Origin of the sequence: Ferrimicrobium sp., from assembly GCF_027319265.1 — a bacterium.
In the GTDB taxonomy this organism is placed as follows: Bacteria; Actinomycetota; Acidimicrobiia; order Acidimicrobiales; family Acidimicrobiaceae; genus Ferrimicrobium.
Genome location: NZ_DAHVNP010000031.1, coordinates 162,176 through 187,346, shown reverse-complemented (window position 1 = coordinate 187,346; position 25,171 = coordinate 162,176). Strand labels below are relative to the sequence as shown.

The following is a 25,171-nucleotide window of genomic DNA, read 5'->3' as shown; positions in this document are numbered from 1 at the left end:
ACCCACTGGTGCCTAGCCAAGACGGTTGAGCGACGAGAGCCCAACGGCTGAAGCGAGCGACTGGAGGTGACTGGTGATCCACGAGAACTCATTGAGCGCCATAACGACGCCAAACACCAACAGCACGACGGCAGAGCCAATCGTGAGAATGCGAGTGTGTTGTTTGAGAAACTTGAGCGCCCCGACAGCTCTGGAGAAGACAAGCCCAGTCACTAGAAACGGAACCGCCAATCCCGCCGAATACGCGAGCAGCAAGATAGCACCCTTGATCAGTAATGCTTGGGTCGCTGCGATCGCCAAGACTGAGCCAAGGATGGGCCCGATACAGGGTGTCCAACCAAAGGCAAACGCCATTCCTGCCACCGGTGCAGCGAACTTGCCGTAGCGCTGCAATGAGGGATGAAAACGGCGTTCCATAGCGAGTTGCGGGGCCGACAGAAACTGGGTTACCAACAAGAAGAGCGCCATGACGATAAGGACGACCCCTCCGATGCGTTCGATGGCGACATGATCGCGAGCGAGTTCCTGACCGAGCGCCGATGCGGTGAGTCCAAGGGCGGTGAAGACGACGGTGAAGCCGGCCGCGAACAAGAGCGTCGAGGTGGTGACCTTACGGAGCTGTAAGACGCTGCCTGAGGCGATCTCTTGTGCATCGAGTCCCGACACCACGGACAGGTAGGCAGGGACAAGGGGGAGCACGCATGGAGACAGGAACGAGATCACTCCGCCGCCGAAGGCGATCACGTAGCTCCCATCAATTCCCACATCCACAGTATAGGGGAAGAGGCGTACCCGCTGGGAACGCCTCTCTCAGGTCGCAAACGGGTGCGTCATCATTCCGCCGCCACCTCCGATCTCTAGCATGACAATTCGGGGGGCAACGTGTTGGAGTACGAGGGGTGAATGCTCTAGCATAAGAACGAGGAGGTGTGGTGGATACTTTTCACTATCTAGGGTTGTTGACCGCGTGGTCGCTCAGCCCGTTCTCGATCGCCGTGTTATTTTTCCTCATTGCGCTAACGTCGTGGTATCTCGATAGCGTCATCAAAGTGCGGGCAAAGGGTCGAAAGTGGTCGAATGCTCGTGTGGGAGCCTTCGTCGGCGGCGCCTTTGCCATCGAGTACGCCCTTGGCGGACCGGTTTCGGTCTACGTGATGCATTATTTTACTGCCCACATCGCCCAGCACCTTCTCTTGATGATCGTGGCACCGGGTCTGCTCTCACTCGCCGCTCCCGTCACGTTGGCACTACAGACCTCAAAGAAGCATACCCGTCGACTCATCGACGGGTTCTTGCACTCGCGCTTTCTCCAGTTCCTCACCTTCCCTCTCGTGGTTTTTGTCCTGTATTACGGGGTCATGTGGTGGTTCTTCACCTCAACCGCCGTCGGCTTCGCAATGGCTCACATGTGGCTAATGGACATCTTGAACATCATGTTTTTTGCTGGTGGAGTCCTCTTCTGGTGGCCAATCATCGGCAAGGACACCATTTTGCACTGGCGCCTTGGCTTTGGTGGGAGAATCTTCTCGCTTGCGATTGGGATACCATTTGAGACGTTTCTTGGCATCACCATCAGTTCAAACAAGGTCTCCCTCGCGCCGACGATCTACTCCCTCGGCAACTGGCACGCCGGAGGGCAGGTTCTCTGGGGGGCGGGTGAAGCCATGACCACGATAGGTCTTGCGATCGTGATTGGAAGCTGGATCGCCTCCGAGGATCGCGCGCACCGAAGGATGGATGCGAGCAGCGACGCGTTCCCTCTGTCGACACGGGGCGAAGGCATGCCCAAAGAGTACTACTGGGCACAACAGACCCTTTCGCGTACTCCGGTCGATTCCCCCATGCATCAAGAGGCGCTAACGGTCCTCAAACAGATTGAACGTGAACAACTCAAGCAACGACAGAAGACCACGGCCCCTGCAGACCAGGACGTGTCCCTGGAAAACGTACAGGGTATGCAGGCGAACCAGGCAATCGCGCCGACCAATAGCTCCTTGGACTGAGTACGAACGCCTCGTTGATCGGTGGCATCATGTGGCAAAGCCAGCCTTTCGCTATCACGTGTTCCCTATAACGTGGCCCGGGGATGATACGCGTGGTAAACCTTGGTGAGATGGGCAATGGAGACTTTGGTATAGATCTCTGTCGTCGCAACAGAGGCGTGCCCCAGCAGCTCCTGCACCACCCGTAGATCAGCGCCAGCCTCGACGAGGTGCGTCGCACACGAATGGCGCAGGGTGTGTGGCGAGAACTTGTAATCGAGGCCTACCGCTTGCGCACGTTGCTTGAGTGCAAACCAAGCACCTTGGCGAGTGAGGCGAGCCCCGCGACGATTGACAAACACCGCTGCTTCATCGCGATGAGGCCCGAGGAGTTGGCGCCGATATAGCTCAAGATAACGGGTGAGCTGGCGCGCGGCAATCGGTGGTATCGGCACCAGCCTCTCCTTGGCACCCTTTCCGGAGACCGTGAGCCAAAAGGACTCCTCTCGCAGGTCCCCAATGTTGAGTCCGATGAGTTCCGAGATGCGCATGCCAGAGGCGTACAACACCTCGAGCATAGCCCGATCCCTCGATCCAAGCGCGTCCTCAACCCCAACGCTCTCGAGCAGCATCTCGGTCTCAGCGATCGAGAGCGCCTTTGGCAACGATGGTATCGTGTTGTGGAGGCGAATACCCTCCGTTGGATCCCGAGTGAGGTACTCGGAGGTGATCAGATGGCTATAGAGCCCTCGAATGGCCGAAGCAGCCCTCGCAGCGCTGCGAGCGGATGTCGCCTGTTGGTAGGCGGCCAGAAAATCGTCAATATCTCGTTGGGTCGCCTCCAGCAGCGATGTATTGGTCGCGGCGAGATGACGGAGTAACCGCGCCAGATCAGCGCGATATGCCACCACCGTGAGTTCACTGCGTTCCCCCATGACGGCGAGAAATACCAAAAACTCATCGACGAGTGGAGCACCTAGTAGCTCAGTGAAGGCGTCCACGAACCTCGGGCGAGTCAATATACGACGACAGCTCCTCCCGGTGCGACATGAGATGCAACTTAGCCAAGGCAATACCGACGATCGACTTACCATCGGTGAATCCGCTGAGAGCTGAGAAGTCCTCAATGGCGCCGATGGGAACTACGCGCACCTCCATGTCTTCCTCCTCCACCGATTGCGGTGCTTGCGGTGCCTCCGACAGCCCAACGGCCAGCACCACATGGGTCATCTCATCCGTAAATCCGGGAGAGTTGAGAAAGGAACCAATCATCGACAGGTGCTGCGCCTTTAGTCCACACTCTTCCTGGAGTTCTCGCTCGGCCGTGACCAGAATGCCCTCATCGGGAACGTCGCGCTTGCCAGCAGGCAACTCGATAAGATACTCCTCGACAGATGGGCGAAACTGGCGAACCACGACGACGTGCGTGCCATCGACGATTGGGACGATGACGACGGCTCCTGGATGTGCAATGATCGTGCGCCGATACTCAGCACCACCACTGAGAAATGATTTTTCCACCATGGTGAGAAAGCCGTTGGTTGCTACGGTCTGCTCGCCGGTCTTGGCAAACGCCATCTCAATGATCCTTAGCGAACTCGAGTGCAGCACCAATCAGGCCGACGAAGAGTGGGTGTGGACGATTCGGACGTGATTGAAATTCAGGATGCGCTTGGGTCCCAACCCAAAATGGATGACCCGGCATCTCAATAAATTCGACCAGACGTCCATCCGGAGAAAAGCCAGAGAGATTAATCCCCGCACTCAATAGTCGACCATGAAATCGCTGATTCACCTCGAAGCGGTGTCGATGCCGCTCGTAGACCACCTCGGAGTTGTACAGTTCATGCACTAACGTACCAGGCTCAAGGCGAGCTGGATACGTACCCAATCGCATGGTGCCACCGAGATCGGTGAGCTCCCGTTGGTCGTCCATGAGATCAATCACCGGATACGTGGTACCACTATCAAACTCAGTCGAGTGAGCATCAGGCATTGCACCAAGATGTCGCGCCACCTCCACTACCATCACTTGGAGACCCAGGCAGATCCCGAGACACGGAATCCTACGCTCCCTGGTGACCATAGCGGCGGTGATTTTTCCTTCGATTCCTCGTGGGCCAAAGCCACCAGGGATCACCACGCCATCCACCCCATCAAAGAACGAATCTGCCATCATTGGAGTCACCTCTTCCGCTGAGATCCACTCCACAAGCACTTTGGCATCGTGACGAAGACCACCGTGTCGAAGCGCTTCAACGACGGAGAGGTAGGCATCTGCGTGATCGACATATTTCCCAATAATGCCGATCCGCACATCCCGAAGCGGCGCAGATGATCGGTGCGCAAGATCTGACCACTCCGAAAGCTCCGGTTCCGCTAACCCATCAAGGTGAAGCAGTTCCACGATATAGTCATCGAGCTCCTGGTCATGAAGGACCAGCGGAACCGCCAGCAGGTTATCGGTATCGATCGCCGTGACGACCCCCCGGACCGGCACATCGCAAAACATCGAGATTTTCTGCCGCACGCCTGCCGACATCGGACGGTCCGACCGACACACGATGATATCTGGTTGAATTCCTCGGGAACGGAGTTCTGCCACCGAGTGCTGCGTCGGTTTCGTCTTCTCCTCTTGAGAGGGGCCGATGTGGGGAACCAACGTAAGATGGACAAAGCATGCGTGATCGCGTCCGATCTCGTTGCGTAGCTGACGGATCGCCTCAAGAAAGGGAAGAATCTCGATATCCCCAACGGTACCGCCGATCTCGGTGATCACCACATCGACATCGTCGGTTGCAAGGGCTTGGATCCGCGTCTTGATCTCATCGGTGATGTGGGGAATCACCTGGACGGTCTTGCCTAAATAATCGCCATGGCGTTCTCGTTCGATGACTGTCTTATAGATCGCTCCCGTCGTCACCGACGATCCACGACGGAGTTGAATATCGACAAAGCGTTCATAGTGTCCGAGATCTAAGTCTGTCTCTGCACCATCAGCGGTCACAAACACCTCGCCGTGCTCGAAGGGGTTCATGGTGCCGGGATCAACGTTGATGTAAGGATCAAGCTTTTGCATCGTGACACGAAGGCCGCGAGCCTTGAGTAGACGACCGATCGACGATGCCGTAATGCCCTTACCCAGCGAACTCGCAACACCGCCAGTGACAAAAATATGCTTAGTCAACCCCGCTCCCTTCCGGTTCAGTATACGTGAGATTCTCCCGAAAAGCGTGCGATCAGGTCGGTTGCGTGGTCGAGCGCCTGCGGTGAACTGGCATGACCAGAGAGCATGCGGGCGATCTCCTCTACCCGTTGTGGGCCACGTACAACGTGGAGTGAGGTCATCACTCGATCGGCGGTGGTCGACTTTGTGACCACGATATGTTGGCTCGCCGCCGCCGCGATCTGGGCAAGATGGGTCACCACCAGCACCTGGTGGTCCTCAGCCATCGATCGCAGTACCTGGGCGATACGTAGACCGGTCGCACCACCGATGCCAGCGTCAATCTCATCAAAGACCAGTGTTGGCGTTGATGCCCCCGCTATCTGCGCGATAGCAAGCATCAGACGCGAGAGTTCTCCACCCGAGGCGACTTTGCCAAGTGGCATCAGGGGAATGCCAGGGTTAGCGGTGAACAGAAAGGTCGGAAGGATTCCATCGGGATCGTCAAAGTGGATCGCAAATTGGGCACTCCCGAGCGCGACCTCAGTAAGTAGCTCCTCTACCTGGCGCGTTAACTCCCTTGCAGCCTGTTGACGTAGGGTCCGTAGCTGCGTGAGCGCCTCATCGATCTGTGGTGTGAGAGCTGCCAGCTCGGCAACGATTGCCGCCTCAGACTGCGTGGAATCTTCGAGGTGAGCATACTCCGTCGTGAGCTCCGATTCGACTCGAAGGACCTCCGTCAGCGTTGAACCAAAGCGGCGTTTCATAGCCACGAGGACACCAAGACGTTCCTCAAGCTCCGCGAGCGTGATCGGATCCTCTATCTCCCCCTCCAGGGCGTTGCGACTTTCGTGAGCAAGGTCGTCGATCTCGTCCAAGAACGCATCGAGGCGGCTGCCGATCGTTGGCATCAGCTCCTTGGCCTGACCATGCAAAGCCGCAAGCTGGTCGCTCAAACCCCCATCCCCAACGAGGAGATCATGCAGGGCCGAGAGCAGCTGCTGTCGGTCACGCGTTGAAGCAAGACGCGCAATCTCTGCCTCAACTTTGGCGTCCTCCTCGGGATCCTCAAGCTTGGCATCGCGTAGGAGACCCAGTTCAAACGCAAGAAATTCGAGGCGGCGCAGACGCTCACCACCACGCTCCCGGACCTCCGCAAGCTCGGCTTCGAGTCTGGATGAGCGAGCTCGAAGCTCTCGTAGTTTCGTGTCATCGATGGCACCAAAACGATCAAGGATACGAAGTTGGGCCAGTGGTTGGGTTAAGGTTGCTGCGAGATGTTGTCCGAAGATCTCGACTTCGTGTGCTGTGCGCTCGCTCAACTCCCCAAGCGTCACCGCCTCGCGATCGATACGGACTCGATTTCTCCCCGCCATTGTCAGCTCACGCCGCAACAGAACCTGTCCCTCATGCTCGGTCAGCTGAGCAGCAATACGCGCGCTTTCACCATAGGGGCCGATCAGCTCGGGAGAGCCACGCGCCCCCAACAAGAGTCCAAGTGCGGTGGTGAGCAAGGTTTTGCCCGCTCCGGTCTCGCCAGTGATGACGACGAGTCCCGCTTCGAACTCAAGTTCCGCGTACTCAATCACCCCCAGATTCTCGACCACCAGGGAGTCAAGCATCTGAGATACTTTCGGAGTGATTTAATCGAAACTTCCGCTTCACAATGTCGTAGAAGGGTACATCAACGACGCGAATGAGTTGTACCGGCGCAGGATGGGCATAGATCGAAACAGCACCGAGCGGCGCAAGCGAGTGTACGACCTGGCCATCGACCATCACCGATGCATTGGGGCCTCGCGCGAGATGGAAATCAATACGCTGATCACTATCGAGTACGAGCGAACGATCAAAGAGCATGTGGGGCGAGAGCGGTGTAAGAATGATGGCGCGCAGGCTCGGTGCGATGATGGGTCCTCGGGCGGATAAGTTATAGGCGGTCGAACCAGTGGGCGTCGCAATGATGAGACCATCCGCCTCGTAGCGTAAGAACAGTTTGCCGCCAAGAAGGACATCCCCGCGGATGACGTGACCGGAGACCTCCCGCTCAACGACCACCTCGTTGAAGGAGATGACTTGACGAAGCTGCTCATCAACTTTAAATTCAGCACAGAGTGCTAGGCGTTCCTCGACCGTGAACTCTCCCGAGATGATCGACGCCAACGCGTCAATCATCTCGCTCGGCTCAACCTCGGTAAGGTAGCCGAGCTGGCCAAGGTTGATTCCGAGCGCGGGCACACCTTGCCGATGTGCACAGGCCATGGCACGCAACATGGTGCCATCCCCACCGATGCTGACCACCGCATCAACACGCGGTTCGGATGTTGTCCACGGCTCTGGCTCCGTTCGGTCGACCTCGAGGTGTGCAGTATCGGTCGCCAAGAGTTGGATGCTCTCGCAACCATGGGTCGCTAGATAGCTCTTGGCCTCAAGAAAAAGGCTGCTACTTTGAGCATGGGCGGGGTGGAGCACAAATCCCAGAGTCATCATCTCCACGAGAGCCTAGTTCCTCGCCAGTGCATCAGCGATAAGGTCTTCGACCGCCGGCATCGACGACGGGGCGGGAGTCGCTACGTACGCGAAGTACTCCTGGTTGCCCTTCGACCCCTTTCTCCTGGACCGTACTAACTGGGTGACGACCAAGCCGTGCTCGCCAAGATCCACTAGCATCCCCCGCAATACCTCAGCGTGAATCGCAAGGTCAGTGACCACACCCTTGGCCTTAGAGGCGATCCGTCGGTCTACCTCGAACTGTGGTTTGATCAGGATAAGCAGTTCGGTACCGGGACTCGACAGGGAGCAAAGCGCATCGATGATGTGACGGATGGATATGAAGGACACATCGACCGTGATGAGCTCAGGAGCGGTCGCCAGCGGCCAAGCAAAACTGCGAATATCCGTCTGTTCATAACTCGCAACCCTCGTATCCCGCTGCAGCTGTGCATCGAGTTGTGCAGTACCCACATCGACAGCCACCACCGACGCCGCACCGGTGTCGAGTAGTGCCTTCACAAAGCCCCCAGTCGACGAACCCACATCAAGACACACCTTGTTGGCCGTGACTACCCCACAATCCTCCAGGGCTCCAGCGAGCTTGTCGTACCCACGAGGATGCCAGTCGGTCGATCCAAGGACCTCAATGGCGTCGGAGGTGGCTACAAGTCGTGAAGCCTTGGTCGCCAAGGAGCCATTCACGAGGATCTGCCCATCACCGATCAGGAGGTCGGCCTGTGCGCGCGAACGCACGAGGCCCCGACGCTGCAGGACGATATCAAGGCGTTGTCGGATTACCACCAGCACCTCTCATCACGTATTCCCACCCGTCGTCTTAGCGTCATCTCTCTTCACCTGGAGTGTATCGGACCACACCATGGTCGCAATCCTTGCCCCACACGAATCGACCGTATAGAATGCGTCCCAAAGGGGGTCCGATGACAAACAAACCACGTCAACATGTTACCGTCCAACCTGAGGGTGATTTTCTGGTCATCACGATGAATCGACCATCAAAGCGCAACGCTCTCTCGCTTGCTCACATGGAAGAGCTCACGGAGGCTTTTGAGGAGGCACAGGCCTCCGACGTTCGCGGCGTGGTGTTGGCTGGGAATGGACCAGTCTTCTCTGCCGGTCATGACTTCTCTGAGATGGCGGGTCAAGATTATGCCTACATGCACCGGTTGTTAGAGGCCTGTACTCGGTTGATGCTCACCATTATCGGCACACCACAGCCGGTGGTGGCACGCGTCCACGGACTTGCCACGGCGGCGGGTGCGCAACTGGTGGCTACCTGTGACCTTGCGGTTGCATCGTCGAATGCAGGCTTTGCAGCACCTGGCGGCAAGGGTGGCTGGTTCTGTCACACCCCTATGGTGGCAATCGGTCACACCATTGGCCGTAAACGGGCAACCGAGATGGCCTTAACGGGTGACACAATCGATGCCCCTACCGCTCTATCGTGGGGTCTGATCAACCGTGTCGTGGAACCTGATGAGCTCGACCAGGCCACCTTTGACCTACTCGATCGTGCGAGCAGAGGCTCTCGGTACTCGAAGGCTCTTGGGAAAAGTACCCTCTATCGACAGCTGGACCTTCCTGTCGTCGATGCGTATTCAGTCGCCATCGCCGCGATGGCAGGTGCGTCCCAGACGCACGATGCGCAGGAGGGTATGACGGCTTTTCTTGAAAAGCGTCCCCCAAAATGGACCGACGCGTAGTCCAACCGGTGAAACACTCGCAATGGTTGCACCATCGCATGGCCAATGCACGAAGCAGCATCCCTTCCAGCTCTTGCCTTGCCAACCTCGCAATGGTTGCACCATCGCATGGCCAATGCACGCCTCTCTATCGATGGTGCAGGGCAGGCGAACCACGCTGGCGAGTGAAGCGCTGACCGATACACCATCGCTGGCGAGCGCTCGCCAATGACAACTGGTGGGCCAGTGCACTGCGGCATCAATGACTGGTTGCAGTCGAGGAGGATGCCGGTTGCTCTGGATTTCACCATCGCCGAGATCCGTGGCTGCGCTCGAGCCATTTTGTGTCATCAAACGTGATTAGTGTGGCCGGCCATGGGTTCGCCGACATCGGAGGTTCCTCATCCAAGGTGTGTCACCGTCAGAGCCGGTAGGCGAGATCGGAGTCCCACGCTGATTATCGTGTTAGCGTGATCGCATCCACTCCCAACTCGCACGACCCCTATCGGGCCTTCGTCAACACCGATCAACATGTTATCGACACCTTCGCGCGGCTCCATGGAAGGTGGCCACGTCTCGATCGGATGGCTACGTATTTAGCGGCCAATGCTCCCGAGATCTACGCCCTTGGCTTCATCGCCGCCTGGTATGGGCTCAAACCTGCCAATATCGAGACGCGAACGATGATCATCCGCTCGGTCCTCACCGGTGCCGCGAGCGTCATGGGTACGCGCCTCATCGCACAACTAGCCCCAAGAACTCGTCCCTTTGCATCGCCCAACCCGGCGATCTCAAGCCTGGTTGACCATCGTCCCTCTCACTCGTTCCCTTCGACTCACTCAGCAGGATCGGTAGGTTTTGTCGCGGGGCTCGGAGCTCATCCAACTGCATTAGCATGCCTGTTTCGCCCACTCACGCTTGGTGTGCTGGGCTCACGAATCTACTCCGGGCTCCACTGGCCGAGCGATGTCGCTGCTGGTGCACTTGTGGGCGCTGGTTGCGCAGCAGCGCTGCGGGCCCCGACCCATCGACGCTGGCAGCGGTGGCTCACCCAAGAGATCGCCAATCTCACACCATGGCTCGGCTGACTGGCCATAGTTCAAGGGATCGGCTACCATCACTCTTCGCGGGTCGCAATCTCTTGGATGAGGAGAGAGCGCCCTACCATGACGGCGACGGCCGCAACGATCACCATACCGGCAGCGAATCGCCAAGCAACCGCATAACCAAAGTGGTCAACGATAATGCCAAAGACCAGCGGGCCAAAGACTGAACCCGCGAAGGCGCCGGCTTGCGTGATGCCGGTCGCATGGCCGGTTGCATGGGGGTGTGTGCGTGCGACGGCATAGTTGAAGACCCCATTCCAACCCCATCCAGCAGCGTAGGCCAGGACGGCGGCAAAGACCACCAATGGCCGCAATCCAAAGGAGAGGAGAAGATAACCGAGGGCACCAAGTGAGAGCATGGCTGCCACTACCACAAAATGATTACCACTACGGCGATCAGCCAAGTAGCCGGATACGATACGGGTAAAGAGTGATGCCAGGCTACCCAAAGAAGCTAGATAGCCTGCCGTACCCACCGCCACTCCGATTCGAGCCGTCGAGCTGATGAAGAAGGCACCCAGTCCATTCGCCGCACCTGCACCAAGTCCGATACCGACGGCCAAGAAGATCAACGGCTTCAGCACCACGGTCGTCTTAGCAGCCCTTCCATGAAGTTGGGTGCGTATCCCTTGCGTTCTCGGGAGTAACGCTGTCACCGTCAAGGCGACGATCGCGGCCCCAAGGTAGGCGTACCTCCAACCATAGGTGAGCGCGACGAGGGGTACCGAGATGCCAGCGAGCAGCGTTGAGACGGGGATCGCCGCTTGTTTGACTCCAAAGGCGAAGCCTTGTCTCGTTAGATGCACGCGACTGGTGAGATAGAGGTTGACCGCAGGCTGCATCGCTCCATTGGCGATACCAGCCAGGACGAGAGCGACAAGGATCACGGCGAATGAATTCCCCACGCCAGCGATCACTGCCAAGGCGGCCGTAGCGGCGATCCCAGTCACCCGCATGATACGCTCTGCCCCGATCGCTGCGACTCGAGGGGCTATCAGTAGTGAGCTCGGAACGGCCGCTGCAAAGAAAGCTGCTACCAGCAACCCCAGGTCAGTCGAACTCAACCCCAGATGCTGTCGAATCACCACCGCTAACGCCCCCGTTAAGAAGACAGGTAGCGTGGTGATGGTGGTTGCAGCGATGCAGAGGACCAGTATGAGCGCACTCGAACGATCCTCATCGGTACCCAAACTTCATCCAATCTGATAATAACCTTAAGATTTCCTTAAGGCTATGTTCTTCTAGATTATACAGTGCTGCGCAAAGTCCCTGGCCGCCTGCATATTCATCGATCAACAACCCTCGAACTCGAAAAGTTTTGTGTGAAATGTCAAAGAACTCCCCAAAGGGGTGGCGCATTCCATGCAGAAATAGCGTAACATAACTTCGACCCCTGCGCGTAGGAGTGCAAGGGAGCGAGATATATGGGAGGAATTGGGGAACCAATGAAGAAAACGTCAAGGCGGAAGACCGCCGCAATCATCGGAACCACCGCTGCAGCTGCAATGCTGCTTGCGGCTTGTGGTTCGAGTTCAACGAGTACAAAGTCCACCTCGAGCACCACGTCTACCGCGACAAAGGTCAAGGGTGGAGTTGCCTACTTCGCGGAGGGTCCAGGGGCAAATCCGAACTATATCTTCCCGCTCACCCCGAGCACTGACTTCTCTGTCGATAACCTTTCACAGTTCCAGGCGCTCATGTACCGCCCGCTGTACTTCTTTGGAGTTGGGAACAAGGCCGAGCTCAACACCAGTCTGTCATTGGCCAACACTCCGGTCTATTCGAACAATGACAAAACGGTCACCATCACCCTGAAGAAGTACAAGTGGTCAGACGGTGAGTCCGTGACCTCGCGCGATGTGATCTTCTGGATGAACCTCCTAAAGGCAAACAAGACCGATTGGGCGGCCTACGTACCTGGCGACTTCCCTGATAACGTCGTATCCTACTCAGCTCCAAATGCCTCGACAGTGGTGTTTCAGCTGAATAAGTCCTATAGCCCAACGTGGTTTACCTACAACGAGCTCTCGCAGATCACTCCGTTGCCAATGGCATGGGATCGTACCTCGCTCAACCAACCGGCGCCGAGCCCGACGGCGGCCAACTTGCCCGATACCACCACAAGTGGTGCCCAGGCGGTCTACAAGTTCTTGAGCGGCCAAGCCGGTGACCTCTCCACGTATGCCACGAGCCCCATCTGGTCCGTCGTTGACGGCCCATGGAAGCTCCAGAGCTTTACCACTGCTGGCAAGGCTGTCTTTGTGCCAAACACCGACTACTCGGGTCCGGTCAAGCCGAGCCTGTCAGAGTTCGTTGAGCTGCCATTCATCTCTAGTTCATCGGAGTTCAACGTCCTTCGTGCCGGTAACAACGCCATCACCTATGGTTATCTGCCGGTCACCGACCTCTCGCAGAAGTCCTACGTTGAGTCTCTCGGCTACAAGGTGGAGCCATGGATTGATCTTGGCTTTGACTACTGGGTAGAGAACTACAACAACCCGACCTATGGACCACTCTTCAAGCAGCTCTATTTCCGCCAGGCGCTCCAGCATTTGGTTGATCAGCCTGCGTGGATTTCGACCTTCCTGAAGGGCTATGCGGTTCCGAGCTATTCGCCAGTCCCGCTCGCACCTGCCAACCCCTTCGCAGATGCGAACTCGAAGTCGAATCCATACCCCTACTCGGTCTCTGCCGCCAAGAACCTCTTGACCTCCCATGGTTTTAAGATGGTCAATGGCGTGATGACCTGTGAGAGTCCTGGCTCAGCGGCTACCGACTGTGGTGCTGGTGTCTCGAAGGGCTTGGCCCTGAACCTCAACCTGCAGTACGCCTCTGGCAACACTGCGACTGAGCAGGAGATGGCTGCCTATGCGTCTGCCGCAAAGCAGGCGGGAATCACCATCAACCTGACATCGGCGACCTTCGATACGGTGATCACCAACGCCGCTCCTTGTACTTCTTCTCAGGCCTCGTGTAAGTGGGAGATGGAGAACTGGGCCGGCGGCTGGGAGTACAGCCCGGATAACTATCCATCCGGTGGCGAGCTCTTCGGCAGTGGGTCAGGCTCGAACTTCGGCAGTTATTCCAGCAATACTGCGAACACGTTGATCGCCGCTACCCACACGTCCTCTGATCCACAGGCCGCCCTTGATGCATATCAAAACTATATGGTCAAGCAGCTTCCTGTTATCTACCAGCCATCGCCCGACTACTCCATCTCACTGGTGTCGAGCAAGCTCGGTGGCGTGACCCAGAACCCGTACCTGAATCTCACACCTGAGAACTGGTACTTTACTAAGTAATAATCGCGCCATGCCAATGACGGCCCTGTCCAATAGCTGCTACGCTACAGGTCAGGGTCGTCATTGTGCTGGACACATCTACTGCTGCTGCTAGAGGGGAAGCCATGGTTGGTTACACCATTCGCCGAATTATTCAGTCGCTCATTGTAGTGCTCGGCGTCTTAGTTATTATGTTCATCCTGCAGACACTACTTCCAGACCCTGCCCGCGCGATCGTCGGTTTCCATGCATCGCAGGCGCAGGTTCATGCCTTCATCATCCAGAACTACCTGAACAAACCCTTCTACTTTCAGCTCTGGCACTACCTCTATCAAGTGGTGTGGCAACACACCTTGGGTCAGTCCTACAAGCTCAACGAGTCCGTCGGCTCGATCCTCAACCGCGACGCACCAAAATCCCTACTCCTGGTTGGAGTCGCACTGTTGATCTCGATCGTGGTCGCGGTACCGATTGGCATCTTTCAGGCAGTTCGCCGCAACAAGTTCGCGGACCAAGGCATTACTGGTATCTCCTTTGTCCTCTATGCAATGCCAACCTTCTTTCTTGGTGAGCTACTGATTTTCGGCTTTTCCGAGTACCTCCACCTGCTCCCCGCCGAGGCGCCGCAGGGATCAACAGTTGGGCAGATCTTAAGTCAACCAATGGCCCTAATCCTTCCAATAGCCACCTTGGCGCTGGTCAACTTCGCTGGCTACTCGCGTTTCATGCGCTCCTCCGCCATTGAGTCACTTGCCCAAGACTTCATCAGGACCGCACGCGCCAAGGGCCTCTCCGAACGGGTAGTGCTCTTCAAGCACATGTTACGCAATTCACTCATCCCTATCGTGACGTTGATTGGCCTGACGCTCCCCGCCGTCTTGACTGCTGGTCTGGTGACCGAGATCACCTTCAACTATCCGGGAATCGGCTCTGATTACATCAACGCTCTCACCAGTCAGGACTACCCCACTGCCCTCGGCATCACACTGGTAGTGGCGATCGCTACCGTAGTTGGAAACCTACTCGCCGACATCGCCTACGCGGCGCTCGATCCCCGCGTACGCTACTAGGAAGGAAGCTTCGCATCATGTCGATCACCGAAGATCTCAATCCCGAAGTTGAACGAGAGTTTGCCGCTCCCTTCGCTGGCACCAATCTCCCCTCGACACCCGATGGTGGGGAAGTCTCGGGCTCGGGCTCGGCGTGGCGCCTCCTGGTACGTTCGTTTTTCGACAACAAACTCGGCATACTGGGAGTAGGACTGCTCGTTCTCCTCATCCTCTTCAGTTTCGCAGGGCCTATCTTCTATCACTCCGACACAACGGTTGCGACCTACAGTATCAACCTTCCACCAGGTCCCGGTCACCCACTTGGCACCGATCCGAGCGGACGCGACGTCCTTGGGCGATTGATGACGGGTGGTCAAGATAGCCTGATTATCGGTATTATCTCGGCCCTTATTGCAACGGTCATCGGGACCCTGTGGGGAGCCATCTCGGGTTTCCTCGGTGGCTTTGTCGACACGATCATGATGCGCATCGTTGATGTCCTCCTCGCCGTACCAACGATCTTCATCCTCCTCTACCTCGAGACGATCTATCACCCGACGGTTTTGCTGTTGATCATCACCATCTCGATCGTCTCGTGGCTTACCGCAGCACGGTTGGTGCGCGGTGAGACGCTAAGCCTTCGCACACGTGAGTACGTACGTGCCGTGCGGATCATGGGTGGGGGCCGCCTCCGCACGATCACCCGCCATATCATCCCGAACACCATCGGTGTCGTCGTCGTGCAGGCTACCTTCACCGTGGCAAACTCGATTCTTATCTTGGCGACCCTCGGGTTTCTCGGCTTTGGTCTCGCACCGCCAGCAGCTGACTGGGGTTCGATGCTCTCCGGTGGTGTCAGTTACATCTATGACGGCTACTGGTGGCTCATCTATCCTGCCGGCCTTTTGATCGTCCTCACCGTCCTCGCCTTCAACTTCATTGGTGACGCATTACGCGACGCGCTTGAGGTTCGCCTGCAGCGCCGTTAAGGGGAGCTGAGATTCTGACTGCGCCGAAGGCACTGACGCCAACTAACCTATTCGAATCGTGACTCATCAACACCAAAAAAAGATCGTCAAGTCCTCCAAACTACGTCGCAGGCGTCGCCTGGTCACAGGACTAGTCGGTTTTCTCGTCTTGATCCTGATCCTAGGGGTGAGTGGCTACGTCTATGTGCACTACCGCTACGATCAGATAGGCCGCGTCCACGTCGATGGACTCACCACCCAAGCCCCGAGCGGCAAGCCCGAGAATATTCTCCTGGTGGGAGACAATAGCCGCTGCACGTTGAAGAAGTATTCGAGTTTCTATCAGAAACAGAACAACCATTTCGGCACGTGTTCCCAGGTCGGTGGCGGACGCAGCGACGTCACCATGGTACTACACCTCGACCCAGCGAAGCATTCAGCCTATCTACTCTCCATACCGCGGGACCTTTGGATGCCCATGCCCGGTGGCACTGGGTTGCAGCTACGGGTCGATGATTCGCTGAACTCCGCCGAGGACACCTACCTCAACCGGAAGTTTGGCCCAACGATGCTCGTCAAAGCGATCCAACAGGATCTCGGCATTCCTATCAGCCACTACGTAGAACTCAACTTCTATACCTTTGAAAAGGTGGTGAACACCCTCGGCGGCATCACTATTGACTTCCCGACCAAGTTGAAGGACTACTATTCGGGACTCAACATCACGCAACCCGGATGTCAGCACCTCAACGGCACCCAGGCGTTAGCGCTTGTTCGCGCGAGGCATCTGTACTACTACGACCCGACGACGGGAACGTGGAAGTACGATGGAACCGGTGATCTTGGTCGCATTCAACGGACGCATATCTTTCTGAGAGTTCTCGCCTCTCAAATTAAGACATCGGCGTTATCCAATCCCTTGAACGCTAACGCGTTGTTGGGCTCCATTCTCCCAGCACTGAAGCTCGACCAAGGCTTCACCCTCAGCGACCTCGTCTCACTAGCCTTGACCTACTCACACGTAAATCCCGGCGCTATTCCTACGGTCACCCTGCCGGTGATCATTCCCAATGGCACCTTCCATGATCTTGCCAACCCCAGTAACTATCAGGCTCCTGGATCGATCGTCCTGCCCTACCAACCCAATGATCTCACGCAAATCTCCAAGTTCCTAGGCACAAGTGCGGTGGACTACCAGGCGGTATCCCCAGGTTCCGTGACGGTTTCGGTCCTGAACGGGTCTGGCGTTACGAATGAGGCCGCGCAAACGGCCTCCGGCTTACGAGCTCTTGGCTACAAGATCGATTCTATCGGTAACGCCACCTACGCCGGAACCGACTCCGAAGCGGTGGTGCGGTATCGACCTGGTGACCTGGCGATGGGAGAGAAGGTCCTCTCTTCATTGACCGGTCAAGCGATTATGGCCGAAGGGCCAAGTTCACAGTCCGCTGATGTCGTCCTCACCACAGGCTCCACCGTTGCCGTCGACCCACCACCAAGTACAGCGAGCTCTTCCTCCTCTAGCACCGGTAACAGCTCATCATCGTCGAGTGCAACCAGCAGCGGGTCCTCCAGCAATGTTCAAAGCGTGACCCAGCTCGCTAACACCAATCTTTGGAGCGCCTCTGAACCGATCAGTTGGTGGGATCCGAAGGCGTGCCCTTCGAAGTAACGAGTTGAACTTGCTACTGTCTTGACACAGTATTTGCCACAGTTGGTTGCTCCAAATGACGACATCCCACCGCCATCCACGACGGGATAATCGGACGTACTATCGCGGCTAAGATTAACAGACGATGAAGGTCGACCCAAGCTACTTGAATACTTTTTCCGCGCCGTAGCACGAATAGCTGCTTGCCATCGCAGTACGGCCCGAGTAGCAAGAAAGTACGATGCTATTGCCCCACCGCTGCAATCCGCTGCATTCCAACTCCCACACAGCATTACCCCACCAACATAGACATTTATTGTTGGTACTATGAGGTTCTTCTACCCAGCCCGCTTCCATCACGTTGCGACCATGATGTTGCCCACATCACAACGAGAAGCTACGCCTGGCCTGCAAACATTTGCCACCATCGGCTAGCCTTTGCCAATTCGGTCACTGGACAGTAGCAGCAATGAGCTGGCTTCCCCCGGACGCATAGAAGCTCATTCCCGTGTGCTACCACGGGTAGTCGTGCATAGCAGCGCACTCTCCCGCAGCCATCAGGCCGCCCTGCCTACGTCGGGGCGTGGCTTACAGCGAAGAGGGTCTTGCCTTCCTCATAGGACAACACCTACCGACCCGGTGCACGCCCGGCGCACCAACGACCATCCATCATTGATAACGCTAGCCACGCTAATCCAGCGAAATGGCTCATTATCCCCTGTAGGCGACCCACCAAGCTCGGGCACATAACTGACCGGGCTCGGCTTACGCGATCTATCAATCTCGGTAGCGCCATCTCCCTCAGAATCAGTGGTAGCGAATGCGTTCACCAACCAATCGAGACGTTCACCTCATGGCGCTGCAATCATGACTAATGCCTAGCCAGCAGCCTCAGTTTCGGCAAATCGCGGCGGGCGTGCCATCGGATAGAAGCAGGCCGCGTAGTGCTCTTGTCCATATTGGGTGTAATCCGGCTGCTCCTCTGCGCATCGATCCTGGGCAAAAGCACAGCGGGTGCGGAAGCGACACCCGGAGGGTGGAGTAATTGCGGAGGGGATTTCGCCACGGACGGTGCCATGTTCCTTAGCTAGCTCAACCTCCGGGTTCGCCTCTGGCACGGCGTCGAGGAGCATATGAGTATAGGGATGTTTGGCCCGCTGAAAGATGTCCGCCTCTGTTCCAAGCTCCACAAGCTTGCCAAGGTACATCACGGCGATTCGGTCGGCCATGAATCGAACAACGGAGAGATCGTGAGAGATAATGATGTAGGTAAGATCATGCTCTGCCTGGAGATCCTTCATGAGGTTCAGCACCTGCGAACGAATCGAGACGTCCAGTGCCGATACTGGCTCATCTGCCACGATGACCTCTGGCTGCAGCGCCAAGGCCCGAGCAAGACCGATACGTTGTCGCTGACCACCGGAGAACTCATGTGGATATCGGTCAGCGGCCGACGGCGAGAGTCCGACCTCGCGGAGCAGCCGTGCGACCGTCGCATCGCGCTCACGTTGGCTACCAAGACGATGGATGGTTAGCGGCTCAGAGAGGATATCCTTTACCCGCATTCGCGGGTCGAGCGAGGCGTAAGGATCTTGGAACATAAGCTGAAGATCCCGACGGACCGACTTCAAATAGCGACCGTGATCCTTGATAATCGAGCGACCTTTGAAGCGAATATCTCCAGCAGTGACATCCTCTAGGCCGACGATCATCGAACCCGTCGTCGTCTTGCCGCAACCGGACTCACCGACGATTCCAAATGTCTCGCCGCGATAGACCGAGAATGTCACATCGGTCACCGCCTTGACGGTACCAATATGGCGCTGGACAAGGGCACCCTTTGTCACAGGGTACTCCTTCACGACGTGATCGAGTTCGATAATGGCCTCGCGATCCGTCTTTGAGCTCGCCTGATCGCGTTTGATCACATTCACCGGAATACGATCGGGTGCAGAGACCGGGTAAAAGCAGCTGAACGGGTGTGAGTAACCATCCGGAGTCTCGAAGGGTGGCTCCTCAACTCGGCATCGATCTTGGACATAGCGACAGCGTGGCGCAAATCTACAACCAACTAAATCAGTACTGAGATCTGGCGGTAACCCTGGGATCGAGTAGAGACGCTCGGGGATCGAACCCTCTAGGGGTGGGATTGACGCCAAAAGAGCCTCAGTATAGGGGTGATAAGGGTTCTGAAACAGATCCTTGGAGGAAGCGAACTCGGCGACCTCGCCCGCATACATCACCACCACATCATCAGCACGTCCAGCGATCACACCCATATCGTGGGTGACGAGTATCATCGCCATCGAAAGACGTTCCTTCAGATCCTCAAGAAGTTCAAGAATCTGGGCCTGAATGGTGACATCAAGTGCCGTCGTTGGTTCGTCAAGGATAAGCAACTTTGGATCACAGGTGAGGGCCATCGCGATCATCACACGCTGACGGAGTCCTCCCGAGAGTTGGTGAGGAAAGTAGGTGAGCCGCTCCTTTGGGTTTGGCATACCGACCATGTTGAGCACCTCAATCGCCCTCGCCTCAGCGTCGGTCTTGTTCATGCCGAGATGAAGTCGCGCCGTCTCGCCGATCTGGTCACCAATCGTCAGTACCGGATTTAAGGACGTCATTGGGTCCTGGAAGACCATCGCGATCTCGTTGCCACGATATTTGCGCATCTGGCTTTGCGAGAGCTTCGTGAGATCGACACCATTAAACAGGATCTCGCCATGAGGAATGTAACCACCAGTTGGCAGCAGTCCCAAAATTGACATTCCAGTCATCGTTTTGCCTGAGCCGGACTCCCCTACCAGCCCGACCGTCTCACCGACATTGACATCGAAGCTTACGCCATCGACCGCCCGGACTTCACCCTTGCGCAGCCGAATGTGCGTATGTAGATCTTTGATTTCCAAGAGTGGCACGTGCGTTCCCCTTACCTCGGTGGCCCTCTAGTATGTTATCCGGTCCCCGCATAGTAGCACTACCTTCTCTAACAGAAAACTTCAGCGATGCGTGGGTCCGCAGGTGCGATGGTTGGTAGTATGAATCTCTCACGTCGGAGTGGCGGAATAGGTAGACGCGCTAGGTTGAGGGCCTAGTGACCGATAAGGTCGTGCGGGTTCAAGTCCCGCCTCCGACACCAGCGCTTGTCATTGGTGTCTCATCGCGAGCAGGTCCGTTTCGCGCGGGGTCGACAGCGTCACAACACCGATCCGGCTCTACCGTGGGTGTGGCTCTCCTGTGGGTGTGGCGTTCCTAGAGTGCCAAGCCGTCAGAGCGCTCATTAGCGCGCTGAACAGAGACCTCTTCAGCCGATGTGTCCAAAGATGTGCGCAAGCAAAGGCCCAACCTGCGAGTTCCCGGCCAGACCAACAAGCGACTCGGGACCAGGATCGTCGCCGCCATGGCGATCGAGCAGCAAGACCGGCTATAAGTTATGCAGGTACTTCTTGAAGACGCCACGAAGCCGTCCCATCACATCCATAAGCTGGATTTGGATCTCATCCCAATCGCTCTCCGGGGCGTCATAGCCTCCCGTGATCATCGAGGCGATCCGATAGTGTCCCGAACCGAGCGACTCCCAAACGAGCGCATCAGGATACAGGGCGGCTTCGATCGCGTCACGCTGCTTGAGCAGAACCTGATAGATCACGAGCGCCTCGCGTTGCCGCTCCCCTACCCCTACAATTCGTACCTCCGCACCGCATTCAGTCGCATCGGCCACAAAATTGTAGGTCACCCCGGCGAGCCTGGTCAACCGATGCGTCACCGAGGTCATGCCCCGCATCGGGGACACCATCACTGGAGCATTTGCTTGAGCGCTCAAACGATCAAAGAACGATAATCGCAAGTCACTGCGCTCCGTCATACGGCGCCGTTCGGACTCCGCTGAACGCACCAAAGGTGACGGACCAACCACACGGGTAACCAGATAGGTAATCGTCCCTTCAACACCCTTAAAACAGTGCATCTGCAACAGAAAGAACTTTGCGACACCGCTGCGGTTTAACCAATTCACGGCAGCCACGTGTTCAGCTGCGATCTCTTCGACGATCCATACGGCCATCTGGGCCTGCAGGGCACTGACGTAGGTGACCAATCGTCCAAGTCCTGTGCTGCCAGCACGGCCAAGTGCCACCTCGAGAACGCAAAGACCTCCACCTGGATCCTCTGCGAGCAAGTCAGGGGTAATGGCCGCACCCCTACGGCCTCGAGTAACCGTAGATAACTCCAGATCGAGCGCATCATTGATCACACTAGGGTGTTCGAGTAACCAAGTGACCAGCTCCTGGGAGCCACCAGTCCATACCTCGCGTGTGGGTACTCGTACTGGTCTTCCTATGACCTGCTGAGCCATTGCCACCCTCCTTGGTAAGGTTGCTCCAGTTCCATGCTGGCACCCCAATTAACTCCCCCATTCTATCGGGTGCAACAGTCCCAAACGGGTTTTCTTTGATCTTTCTACACGGTTTAGTGATCCTACCGACAACAGCCGCGCCCACGCTATCGACAGGTCATCTCCCACCATTTTCTACGCGGCGTTACAATCACATACAGTGCTTCTAGTACTACTTATTGCGTTATTTCCACTTGTTTTACTGTACATAATGGCAGCACGCACCTCTGCTGACTCGTACGCGGATCCGTCTGAGCAAGGTCGCGCGCCAACGAACTCACACAACTAATGCGGCCCTACGCCATGTGTGAGGCGTTCATCTAGGGTCTACAGATTCAGTAGGGTAACAGGGCAGAATGTAGCGATCTCCCCGCTCTCAACGAGTTCGAGTGCCGCCTGGATGTCGGGTGCCATGAAGTGATCAACATCGTAGTGTGGCACGACTTGGCGTAGGCAGTCCATGACGTTGCGAAGTGTGGGGCTGGTGGTCACTGGTGCCCGCAGCTCGATACCCTGGACAGCCGCCAACAGTTCAATCCCAATAATGGTGGCTACATTATGCGCTAACGGCGTTAACCGACGCGCTGCGAAGGTCGCCATAGAGACGTGATCCTCCTGGTTTGCTGAGGTAGGTAGTGAGTCTACCGATGCTGGATGGGCGATGCTTTTGTTCTCAGAAGCCAGTGAAGCCGCCGTCACATGGGCAATCATAAAGCCAGAGTTGACACCACCGTTGCGGACAAGAAACGGTGGCAGGCCACTCAAGGTTGCATCGATCAAAAGGGCGATTCTCCGCTCTGCGAGGCCCCCGACTTCGCTCGCCGCGACGGCCAAGAAGTCGCAAGCCATCGCTACCGGTTCGGCATGGAAGTTTCCCCCCGAGAGCACCTCATTCGTCTCAGTGAAGACGAGAGGGTTGTCAGAGACTCCATTTGCCTCGACCATGAGTCGTTCGCCTGTCCATTGCAGGACGTCAAAGACACTTCCCATCACCTGGGGTTGGCATCGTAAACTATAGGGATCTTGGACCTTTTCGCAGTCCTGATGCCACTGCGTGATTCCTGATCCTGCCAGTAGCCTACGATAGGCCCCAGCCGCTATCTTCTGTCCCGTATGGCCACGGACCTCCTGGATCCTCGGATCAAACGGTACGACCGAACCCGCAGCTGCATCAACGCTGAGCGCTCCGGTCACCACGGCAGCCTTGGTTACTCGGTCGATGGCGAAGAGTCCCTCAAGTGCCAAGGCGGTAGATACCTGGGTACCGTTGAGCAAGGCAAGGCCTTCCTTCGGACGGAGCACCACTGGCTCCCGGCCAAGCGTCGCTAATCCCTCCCGGGCCAGCATCGTCTGGCCGTGACAACGCACCTCTCCGACCCCGATAAGAGCGGTAGCGAGATGGGCTAACGGAGCTAGATCGCCCGATGCGCCCACCGATCCCTGCGATGGAATCACCGGGAGGATATCGTTGACCAGAAAATCAATCAGCGCCTCCATGAGTTCACGTGAGACGCCTGAGTACCCCTGTGCGAGGCTTGCAATCTTGAGCAGGAGGACCATGCGTACAACCGTGGCCGGGAGAGGATCTCCAACACCAACCGCATGCGAGAGCACCAGATTACGTTGCAACAGTTCTAGCTCAGCAGGGGGGATCTGTGTATTTGCCAAACGTCCAAAGCCAGTATTGATGCCGTAGGCTGGGGCACTCGCCGAAGCGATCTCGGTTACCGTGGTGGCAGCAGCAGCGATACGCTCCCACGTAGGCGCCGCCAGCTCAAGGCTGTCAATGCCCTCCCGGACAGTTTGCAGCTGAACTAAGGTCAACGCTCCAGGCTCGATTCTCATGGCACTCCTTCGTGGTCAGTGGGTCTCAGGGGCGATGATCACCACCCCATCAAACTATCGCAGGTTGATCAGACCACGCCACTCGTGGGCCCATGGAGGCTCTATCACCGATGGTCACTCCCTACCCCAAAAAGGAGTCAGGTGCAGGCGATCACACCACGGGCCACTGTCATGTGGCCCAAGAAGAGAGTCCTGACGGGTCATCGAGTAACGCTCGACGGTAACAGATCAGCTCGACCCCGGGAAAGTTCACGTCGCGCTCTGGTAGCCGAAGAAACCCCTGGCGCTCATAGAGAAGCTGCGCGGCGTGCATTCGCGTATCCGTATGAAGCACTGCAGCGACCTTATGCGCAGCTCGTGCACGCCTAAGACACTCCTCGACTAGGGCTCGACCAACTCCTTGCCGATGGACTTCGGGCGTCACACCAAGCATGCGGATACCCGCCTCGCCAGCGCGCAATCCTTCCGCCAACGGAGAGCTCTCCTCGAGCACTAGCGAGACACAACCTACCACCTGCCCATCCAAGAGGGCGACGAGTACCACAGCGTTATCCATGCGCCCCTTGACGTGAGCTACTTCATCGATGTACTCGCCCGCAATGCCGGGCGGATAGATCTGCTGATATGCGTGCCGTAACACGAGACCTGCTCGATCAACCTCGGCTTCCCCGATGGGCCGAACCTCAAGTATCTCTGCCATGGCACCACCTTAGGGCCTTTAGGTGGCGAAGACACTGCCTACCACACTGCCTACAATGGAGCGATGACCCAAGAACGCACGCCCACGATACTCGCGACCTCAGGCGGATTGATCCGCGGACAACGCACTGAGGTAGCCTTTGGACCCCTCCTCCATCATGCGATCGAATTGAGTGGGGCGACCCGACCAAGCCTTGTCTATGTTGGCACCGCTATGGGGGATGGGAGTGCACAAGGACTCCGCATGATCGAAGCAGGACAGGCGGCTGGGATTCCGGTTCGTCTGCTCAAACTCTTCCCGATGCCCAATGTCGATGATTTTGACGACTACCTTCTCAGTCACGATGTCGTCTGGGTTGGCGGTGGCAGTGTCGCTAATCTTCTCGCTCTCTGGCGCCTTCATGGGCTCGATAGCGCCCTCACGCGGGCTTGGCAGGCCGGAGTCGTGCTTGGCGGGGTCTCTGCCGGCTCTCTCTGCTGGCACCAGGGAGGAACGACCGACTCCTTCTCCCCGGAACTCACCCCGGTGACCAATGGTCTGGCACTCCTCCCGTACTCGAACGGTGTCCACTACGACTCCGAACCGCGACGGCGGCCACTCTTCCAAGAGCTCATTGCAGCCGGAACACTCGCTGACGGCTATGCGACCGAGGACGGCACCGGTCTTGTCTTCAGGGGGACGACCTTAGTCGAAGCGGTAACCGAGATCAAGGACAAGAGAGCCTACTCGGTCCGACGTAGCGGCGAGGGAGTCCAGGAGGAATCGCTACCAACTCGTCTGCTCGCGAACGGGTGAACGGGAGGTGGAACGCGCTTGCAACGCACCCCGAACAAACGT

20 protein-coding genes and 1 tRNA gene are annotated in these 25,171 nt (G+C 57.1%); 9 read left to right on the top strand and 12 right to left on the bottom strand.

The window, feature by feature from the left end; translation table 11 throughout:
* Nucleotides 1-12: 12 nt before the first annotated feature.
* Nucleotides 13-765, bottom strand: coding sequence for a cytochrome c biogenesis CcdA family protein (locus M7439_RS05140; RefSeq protein WP_298346323.1), 753 nt, complete (start codon nt 763-765; stop codon nt 13-15).
* Nucleotides 766-932: 167 nt separating this feature from the next.
* Here M7439_RS05140 and M7439_RS05135 point away from each other — a divergent pair, with 167 nt between their 5' ends.
* The gene (locus tag M7439_RS05135; RefSeq protein WP_298346321.1) at nt 933-2,003 is read left to right on the top strand and encodes a cytochrome c oxidase assembly protein; all 1,071 of its coding nucleotides are present in this window, start codon (nt 933-935) and stop codon (nt 2,001-2,003) included.
* Between the two features lie 65 nt (nt 2,004-2,068).
* On the opposite strand, the gene M7439_RS05130 is transcribed toward M7439_RS05135, so the two are convergent.
* From M7439_RS05130 to M7439_RS05105, 6 genes are read right to left on the bottom strand one after another with little or no spacing between them, the layout of a single operon-like run.
* On the bottom strand, nt 2,069-3,001 hold the full coding sequence (locus tag M7439_RS05130) for a tyrosine recombinase (RefSeq protein ID WP_374045746.1): 933 nt from the start codon (nt 2,999-3,001) through the stop codon (nt 2,069-2,071).
* On the bottom strand, nt 2,967-3,560 hold the full coding sequence (locus tag M7439_RS05125) for an NUDIX hydrolase (protein ID WP_298346317.1): 594 nt from the start codon (nt 3,558-3,560) through the stop codon (nt 2,967-2,969). The genes M7439_RS05130 and M7439_RS05125 overlap by 35 nt, the downstream gene beginning before the upstream one ends.
* Nucleotide 3,561: 1 nt before the next feature.
* Nucleotides 3,562-5,169, bottom strand: coding sequence for a CTP synthase (locus M7439_RS05120; protein ID WP_298346315.1), 1,608 nt, complete (start codon nt 5,167-5,169; stop codon nt 3,562-3,564).
* Nucleotides 5,170-5,186: 17 nt separating this feature from the next.
* Nucleotides 5,187-6,770 carry a DNA repair protein RecN gene (locus M7439_RS05115; RefSeq protein ID WP_298346313.1) on the bottom strand — a complete coding sequence of 528 codons (1,584 nt, stop codon included), beginning with the start codon at nt 6,768-6,770 and terminating at the stop codon, nt 5,187-5,189.
* A complete protein-coding gene (locus M7439_RS05110) occupies nt 6,763-7,638 on the bottom strand; it encodes an NAD(+)/NADH kinase (protein WP_298346311.1) in 876 nt (291 codons plus the stop codon). The genes M7439_RS05115 and M7439_RS05110 overlap by 8 nt, the downstream gene beginning before the upstream one ends.
* Nucleotides 7,639-7,650: 12 nt before the next feature.
* On the bottom strand, nt 7,651-8,442 hold the full coding sequence (locus M7439_RS05105) for a TlyA family RNA methyltransferase (RefSeq protein WP_298346309.1): 792 nt from the start codon (nt 8,440-8,442) through the stop codon (nt 7,651-7,653).
* A 137-nt stretch (nt 8,443-8,579) separates the two neighbouring features.
* Here M7439_RS05105 and M7439_RS05100 point away from each other — a divergent pair, with 137 nt between their 5' ends.
* Together M7439_RS05100 and M7439_RS05095 are read left to right on the top strand one after the other, a co-directional pair.
* Nucleotides 8,580-9,362 carry an enoyl-CoA hydratase-related protein gene (locus M7439_RS05100; RefSeq protein ID WP_298346307.1) on the top strand — a complete coding sequence of 261 codons (783 nt, stop codon included), beginning with the start codon at nt 8,580-8,582 and terminating at the stop codon, nt 9,360-9,362.
* Nucleotides 9,363-9,811: 449 nt separating this feature from the next.
* Nucleotides 9,812-10,429, top strand: coding sequence for a phosphatase PAP2 family protein (locus tag M7439_RS05095; RefSeq protein WP_298346305.1), 618 nt, complete (start codon nt 9,812-9,814; stop codon nt 10,427-10,429).
* A 29-nt stretch (nt 10,430-10,458) separates the two neighbouring features.
* Here the strand turns inward: M7439_RS05095 and M7439_RS05090 are convergent, their stop codons facing one another.
* Nucleotides 10,459-11,637: an MFS transporter gene (locus M7439_RS05090; protein ID WP_298346303.1), complete on the bottom strand. Its 1,179-nt coding sequence runs from the start codon at nt 11,635-11,637 to the stop codon at nt 10,459-10,461.
* 234 nt (nt 11,638-11,871) lie between these two features.
* Here M7439_RS05090 and M7439_RS05085 point away from each other — a divergent pair, with 234 nt between their 5' ends.
* The 4 genes from M7439_RS05085 to M7439_RS05070 all read left to right on the top strand — a co-directional run bounded on the left by M7439_RS05085 (nt 11,872) and on the right by M7439_RS05070 (nt 17,417).
* Nucleotides 11,872-13,749 carry an ABC transporter substrate-binding protein gene (locus M7439_RS05085; protein ID WP_298349334.1) on the top strand — a complete coding sequence of 626 codons (1,878 nt, stop codon included), beginning with the start codon at nt 11,872-11,874 and terminating at the stop codon, nt 13,747-13,749.
* Between the two features lie 104 nt (nt 13,750-13,853).
* Nucleotides 13,854-14,798 carry an ABC transporter permease gene (locus M7439_RS05080; RefSeq protein WP_298346298.1) on the top strand — a complete coding sequence of 315 codons (945 nt, stop codon included), beginning with the start codon at nt 13,854-13,856 and terminating at the stop codon, nt 14,796-14,798.
* Nucleotides 14,799-14,815: 17 nt separating this feature from the next.
* Nucleotides 14,816-15,766 (top strand): ABC transporter permease, encoded by a 951-nt coding sequence (locus M7439_RS05075; RefSeq protein ID WP_298346296.1) that lies wholly within the window; start codon nt 14,816-14,818, stop codon nt 15,764-15,766.
* A gap of 58 nt (nt 15,767-15,824) precedes the next feature.
* Nucleotides 15,825-17,417: an LCP family protein gene (locus M7439_RS05070; RefSeq protein WP_298346294.1), complete on the top strand. Its 1,593-nt coding sequence runs from the start codon at nt 15,825-15,827 to the stop codon at nt 17,415-17,417.
* Between the two features lie 857 nt (nt 17,418-18,274).
* Here the strand turns inward: M7439_RS05070 and M7439_RS05065 are convergent.
* On the bottom strand, nt 18,275-20,314 hold the full coding sequence (locus M7439_RS05065) for an ABC transporter ATP-binding protein (protein ID WP_298346292.1): 2,040 nt from the start codon (nt 20,312-20,314) through the stop codon (nt 18,275-18,277).
* Between the two features lie 133 nt (nt 20,315-20,447).
* Between M7439_RS05065 and M7439_RS05060 the strand changes: the two genes are divergently transcribed.
* Nucleotides 20,448-20,535: transfer RNA gene (locus M7439_RS05060), tRNA-Leu, on the top strand.
* A gap of 285 nt (nt 20,536-20,820) precedes the next feature.
* Here M7439_RS05060 and M7439_RS05055 read toward each other — a convergent pair.
* From M7439_RS05055 to M7439_RS05045, 3 genes are all read right to left on the bottom strand, one after another.
* Complete coding sequence (locus M7439_RS05055) at nt 20,821-21,750, bottom strand: DUF4268 domain-containing protein (RefSeq protein ID WP_298346289.1); 930 nt, start codon at nt 21,748-21,750, stop codon at nt 20,821-20,823.
* 366 nt (nt 21,751-22,116) lie between these two features.
* Complete coding sequence (hutH, locus tag M7439_RS05050; RefSeq protein WP_298346288.1) at nt 22,117-23,634, bottom strand: histidine ammonia-lyase; 1,518 nt, start codon at nt 23,632-23,634, stop codon at nt 22,117-22,119.
* Between the two features lie 169 nt (nt 23,635-23,803).
* Nucleotides 23,804-24,334 (bottom strand): GNAT family N-acetyltransferase, encoded by a 531-nt coding sequence (locus tag M7439_RS05045; protein WP_298346286.1) that lies wholly within the window; start codon nt 24,332-24,334, stop codon nt 23,804-23,806.
* Between the two features lie 63 nt (nt 24,335-24,397).
* Here M7439_RS05045 and M7439_RS05040 point away from each other — a divergent pair, with 63 nt between their 5' ends.
* The gene (locus M7439_RS05040; protein WP_298346284.1) at nt 24,398-25,129 is read left to right on the top strand and encodes a peptidase E; all 732 of its coding nucleotides are present in this window, start codon (nt 24,398-24,400) and stop codon (nt 25,127-25,129) included.
* Nucleotides 25,130-25,171 lie beyond the last annotated feature (42 nt).

Coding starts and splice junctions, on each gene's coding strand:
- M7439_RS05125 (WP_298346317.1), bottom strand. CDS start 3,560: ATGGCGTTTGCCAAGACCGGCGAGCAGACCGTAGCAACCAACGGCTTT.
- M7439_RS05115 (WP_298346313.1), bottom strand. CDS start 6,770: ATGCTTGACTCCCTGGTGGTCGAGAATCTGGGGGTGATTGAGTACGCG.
- M7439_RS05110 (WP_298346311.1), bottom strand. CDS start 7,638: ATGATGACTCTGGGATTTGTGCTCCACCCCGCCCATGCTCAAAGTAGC.
- M7439_RS05100 (WP_298346307.1), top strand. CDS start 8,580: ATGACAAACAAACCACGTCAACATGTTACCGTCCAACCTGAGGGTGAT.
- M7439_RS05085 (WP_298349334.1), top strand. CDS start 11,872: ATGGGAGGAATTGGGGAACCAATGAAGAAAACGTCAAGGCGGAAGACC.
- M7439_RS05080 (WP_298346298.1), top strand. CDS start 13,854: ATGGTTGGTTACACCATTCGCCGAATTATTCAGTCGCTCATTGTAGTG.
- M7439_RS05075 (WP_298346296.1), top strand. CDS start 14,816: ATGTCGATCACCGAAGATCTCAATCCCGAAGTTGAACGAGAGTTTGCC.
- M7439_RS05055 (WP_298346289.1), bottom strand. CDS start 21,750: ATGGCTCAGCAGGTCATAGGAAGACCAGTACGAGTACCCACACGCGAG.
- hutH (WP_298346288.1), bottom strand. CDS start 23,634: ATGAGAATCGAGCCTGGAGCGTTGACCTTAGTTCAGCTGCAAACTGTC.
- M7439_RS05045 (WP_298346286.1), bottom strand. CDS start 24,334: ATGGCAGAGATACTTGAGGTTCGGCCCATCGGGGAAGCCGAGGTTGAT.
- M7439_RS05040 (WP_298346284.1), top strand. CDS start 24,398: ATGACCCAAGAACGCACGCCCACGATACTCGCGACCTCAGGCGGATTG.